Genomic DNA, 4471 nt, shown 5'->3' on the forward strand with positions numbered 1-4471 from the left:
AAAATATTTTTGACTTGCCAATTTTGAGATTCTGGCGAAGTCTGGAGGCAGGGAGGGCTGCCGATGAGCCAGAGCAAGACCGCAAGAGTTTATGAAACGCTCAAGACCGAGCTGCTGGACGGCGTACACAAGCCGGGCAGCAAACTGGCCATCGACCAGCTGGCGGAGCGGTTCGGCGTCAATGCCGGCGCGGTGCGGGAGGCGCTGTCGCGGCTGACCTCGGATCGGCTGGTGGCGGCGCAGCCGCAAAAGGGCTTCCTGGTCGCCACGGTTTCCGCGGCCGACCTGCTCGATCTCACGGCGGTACGCACCGATATCGAAACCCGCTGCCTGCGCCGCGCCATCGAATTGGGCACGCTGGAATGGGAGGGGCGGCTGCTCAGCACATGGCATCAGCTTTCGCGCACCGACCAGATGGTGGGGGATTTGTCTAATCCCGAATGGACCCGACTTCACGGCCAGTTTCACGACGACCTGATCGCTGCCTGCGATTCGGTGTGGTGGCTGCGTCTGCGCGAGCAGCTTTACATGCAGGCCGAGCGCTATCGCCGCATGATCCTGCCCTATGCGCGCGGCGCGCGCGACGTCGATGCAGAGCACCGCGAAATCCTCGATCTCGCCCTGGCGCGGGACGCGGATCGGGCCTGCGCGGCGCTGAGCACGCATCTCAATCTGACGGCCAGGCTGCTGCTGTCCTCGGGCGGAGCCCAGCTCGACGTCAGTTCATCGGCTTGAGGCGCCAAAAAAAGAGGGAGGAAATTTGTCATGAACGATACCGATAGCCGGCCGCGCGCGCGCCGGGAGGAAACCGGAACGCAGAGCATTCAGCGCTCCCTTGGGGTGTTGCGGCTTCTGGCGGGCAGCCCGCGGCAGGGGCTCAAGCTGGTGGATATCGCCGCCGCGCTGAACTTGTCTCACCCCACTGCCCACCGCATCCTTCATGCCCTGGAAATGGAGGGGGTGGTCGAACGCGTTCAGGGCACCCGCCGCTACACCATCGGCGCCGAGGCGGCCTGGCTCGGCCTTGCCGCGGCCGAGCGCTTTCCCATCACCGCGGTGGCGGCGCCCATGCTCGACGAGTTGTCGGCCAGCATTCGGGATTCGGTGTTCCTGGCCGTGCCCAGCGTCAACGACTCGATCTATGCCGACAGGCGTTTCGGCACCTATCCGGTGCAGGTGACCACGCTGGCGGTGGGCGCACGCCGGCCCCTGGGCGTCAGCGTCGCCGGCCGCGCCATGATGGCCTATATGCCCGAGCGCAAGATCGAGGCGCTGCTGAGCGAGAACGGGCCGCGCTTCACGCCCTATAGCGTCACCCCCGAAACCATTCTGGGCAGCATCCGGACCGCGCGACGGCAGGGATATCTATGCGCCGACAGCATTACTGCGCGCGATCGGCGGGCGATTGCCGTGCCGGTGCTCAACATGGCCGGCGCGCCCCTGGCGGCGCTCAGCGTCATTGCGCCGCAAAGCCGGTTGCCCGAGGGGCGCCTGCCGCAGATCGTCCCCATGCTGCGCGCCGCCGCGCAGGAGATCTCGCGCAATCTGGTGCATCGCGCCAAGGCGGCCTGAGGGTTTCGCAGTCGCCTGGTGTTCGCATTGTGAAACTTTCGACGGTGCGGAGTTGCGGGGATTTTGCCCGCTTTCCACTATGAACTACGTCTCATCGGCCGCCCTGAGCCGAGGACTGTATGGGAGGAATATATGTCCATTCGCACGCTTCTCGCGGCCTCGCTGCTGGTGCTTTCGCCCAGCCTCGCCAGCGCCCAGACCGAACTGATCTTCAACAGCTATCTGCAGCCCTATGACGAGATGTACCAGGTCGCCATCAAGGGCTTCGCCCAGGCGATCGAAGCGGAATCGGGCGGCTCCATCAAGATCACCATTCCCGACAGCACGCTGGCACCTTCGGACCGCCAGTATGAAATGGTCCGTGACGGCATTGCCGACATGGCGCTGGTCTCGTCCGGCGCCGTGCCCCAGCTTGTCGCGCTCAGCCGCATCGCCGACCTGCCGTTCAATTCGCCTTCGGCGCGCGCGGCCTCCATCGCCCTTTGGGAGACCTACAACAAATATTTCCTGCCCTTCGACGAGCTCAAGGGCGTGAAGGTTCTGTCGACAAACGTGCTGCCGGGTCGCCAGCTGCTTTCGGTCACCGGCGTCAAGATCCAGAGTGCCAGCGATCTGGCCGGCGTCAAGCTGTGGTCGCCACCGGGTGCGTTGTTCGAAACGGCCAAGGCCCTGGGCGCGGTGGCCATCAACACCGAATTCACCGCCCTGCAGGAATATGTCACCAAGGGCAATGTCGACGCCATCATCATGACGCCGGGATCGGCTGACGGCGCCCGCATTCTCGATCGCGTTACCAGCATCACCGAGGTGCCGGGCGGCCTGGGCTCGCTCTCCTTCTCGGTGTTCATCTCCAATGAGCGCTGGAACGAGCTGGATGCCGACCAGCAGGCGGCGGTGCTGCGCGCTGCCGACGGCCTGCCGGGGCGTACGGGGGCGGCGGCCGACGAGGCCGAAGACGAGCTCGACGAAAAGGTGTCAACCATCGAAACCTTCGTGCCGCAGGGCGAGGCGCTGGCTTCGTTCGAAGGGGCGCTGGGCGCCACCATCGCCAACTGGAAGACGCGCGCCGCCGACAAGGGGTTGGAAAACCCCGACGAAGTGCTCCGTTTCTACCGCAGCGTTCTCGAGCGCGAGCTGGGCGCCCAATAGGCCGCCGGACGACGCCCCGCGCGGCAGGCCCGCGCGGGGCGCTAATCGGAGAGTACCATGATCGACAAAATCAATCTCTGGCTCGCCAGACTGTCCTCGCTCGTCGCCGGCATCGCCATCGTCCTGATGACGATTGTCGCCTTTGTCGACGTCATCGGGCGCAAGCTCAACCACCCGCTTGATGGCGCGGAGGAATATGTGAGCCTCATGCTGCTGCTGTTCTTCTTCGCGGCGCTGCCGCTGGTGGTGCGCGACGACAGCCATATCCGGGTGGGCCTGCTCTCCGACCTCTACCGGCCACTGGCCATCCGGATCGAGAAATACTTCACCTGCCTGGTCGAGCTCCTGTCGCTGGGCGTGCTCACCTACATGATCTTCGATCAGGCGGACCGGCTGGCGCGCTTCGGAACGCTCTCCGTTCATTTCCTTCTGCCCATGGCGCCCTGGGTATTGCTCGCCGCCATCTTCACGGCAATCGCCACCTGGTTCATGGCGCAGGTCGCCCTGGATGTCCTGCGCGGGCGCGAAGTCCAATCCTCCTCTCATCACGACAAGGCCGAATGATGCTGGTCTCTGTTCTCGTTTTCGGGAGCCTGCTGGCTCTCATCGCCTTCACGCGCGTGCCCCTGGGCTTCGTGATGATGTTCACCGGCGCCGCCGGCATCGCGGCCCTGCATCCGCGCGGTCTGGGCGCGGCCCTGGCCATCTCCGAACAGCAGATCATGGATTTGGCGCTCAACTACCAATTCTCGGTGCTGCCGCTCTTCATCCTGATGGGGGTATTCGTGGTCAAGGCTGGCCTAGCCCATGAGATGTTCGAGGCGGCCCGGCGCTGGCTGGGCCACCATAGCGGCGGGCTGGGCATGGCGACCATCGTGGCCTGTGGCGGCTTTTCGGCCATGTGCGCCTCCTCCTCCGCCGCCGCGGCCACCATGGCCAAGATCGCCCTGCCGGAAATGGAAAAGGCCCAGTACGATCCCGGCTTTTCGGCCGGCTCCGTCGCCGCGGGCGGCACGATGGGCATTCTCATTCCGCCCTCGGGTGCTCTCATCATCTATGCCTTGCTTACCCAGGAGAGCATCAGCAAGCTCTTCGTCGCCGGCATGCTGCCGGGGGTCATCCAGGTTTTGGCCTATGTCGCGGTCATGGCAGTCGTCGCCGTGGTCGTGCCGAAATGGGCGCCCAGAGGGCCGCGGTTCAGCATGGCGGAAAAGCTGGCTTCGCTCAAAAGCCTGTGGGGCATCCTGCTGCTCTTCGCCCTCATCATGGTCGGGCTCACCGCTGGCTGGTTCACCGCCACCGAGGCGGGCGGCATCGGGGCCGGGGGCGCCTTTCTTTTCGTGCTCTTCCGCCGCAAGCTCACCTGGCGCGTCTTCACCGAAAGCCTCAACGAGGCGGCCCGCATTTCCGGCATGATCTTCGTGGTGGCGGCGGGGGCGCTGGTGCTCAACCAGTTCATCAATCTCTCCGGCATTCCCGGCAATACCGTGCGCTTCATCGACTCGCTCGAATTGAGCCCGATGATGGTCATCCTGTGCCTGGTGGCGTTCTATCTGGTTCTGGGGTGCCTCATGGATGGCTTTGCGATGATCTTCCTCACCGTGCCGGTGGTGGCGCCCATCGTCGCCGGGCTGGGCTTCGACCTGGTCTGGTGGGGCATCGTCACGGTGCTGGTGGTCGAGATCAGCATGATCACGCCGCCGGTGGGGCTCAATGTCTTCATCCTCAAGGCCATGCTGCCCAAGGTGCC

The 4471-nt window shown here is 64.8% G+C and carries 5 protein-coding genes; all 5 read left to right on the plus strand.

Annotation, left to right across the window (positions count from 1 at the left end; translation table 11 throughout):
• Positions 1–63: 63 nt before the first annotated feature.
• Positions 64–735: a GntR family transcriptional regulator gene (locus VDP82_RS14365; RefSeq protein WP_323015529.1), complete on the plus strand. Its 672-nt coding sequence runs from the start codon at positions 64–66 to the stop codon at positions 733–735.
• Positions 736–765: 30 nt separating this feature from the next.
• A complete protein-coding gene (locus tag VDP82_RS14370) occupies positions 766–1572 on the plus strand; it encodes an IclR family transcriptional regulator (protein ID WP_323015530.1) in 807 nt (268 codons plus the stop codon).
• Between the two features lie 132 nt (positions 1573–1704).
• Positions 1705–2721: a TRAP transporter substrate-binding protein DctP gene (gene dctP, locus VDP82_RS14375; protein WP_323015531.1), complete on the plus strand. Its 1017-nt coding sequence runs from the start codon at positions 1705–1707 to the stop codon at positions 2719–2721.
• A 57-nt stretch (positions 2722–2778) separates the two neighbouring features.
• Positions 2779–3285: a TRAP transporter small permease gene (locus tag VDP82_RS14380; protein WP_323015532.1), complete on the plus strand. Its 507-nt coding sequence runs from the start codon at positions 2779–2781 to the stop codon at positions 3283–3285.
• The coding region (locus VDP82_RS14385; protein WP_323015533.1) for a TRAP transporter large permease at positions 3282–4471 on the plus strand (1190 nt) is incomplete at its 3' end. The genes VDP82_RS14380 and VDP82_RS14385, both read left to right, overlap by 4 nt.

Origin of the sequence: Devosia sp., assembly GCF_034675085.1 — a bacterium.
In the GTDB taxonomy this organism is placed as follows: Bacteria; Pseudomonadota; Alphaproteobacteria; order Rhizobiales; family Devosiaceae; genus Devosia.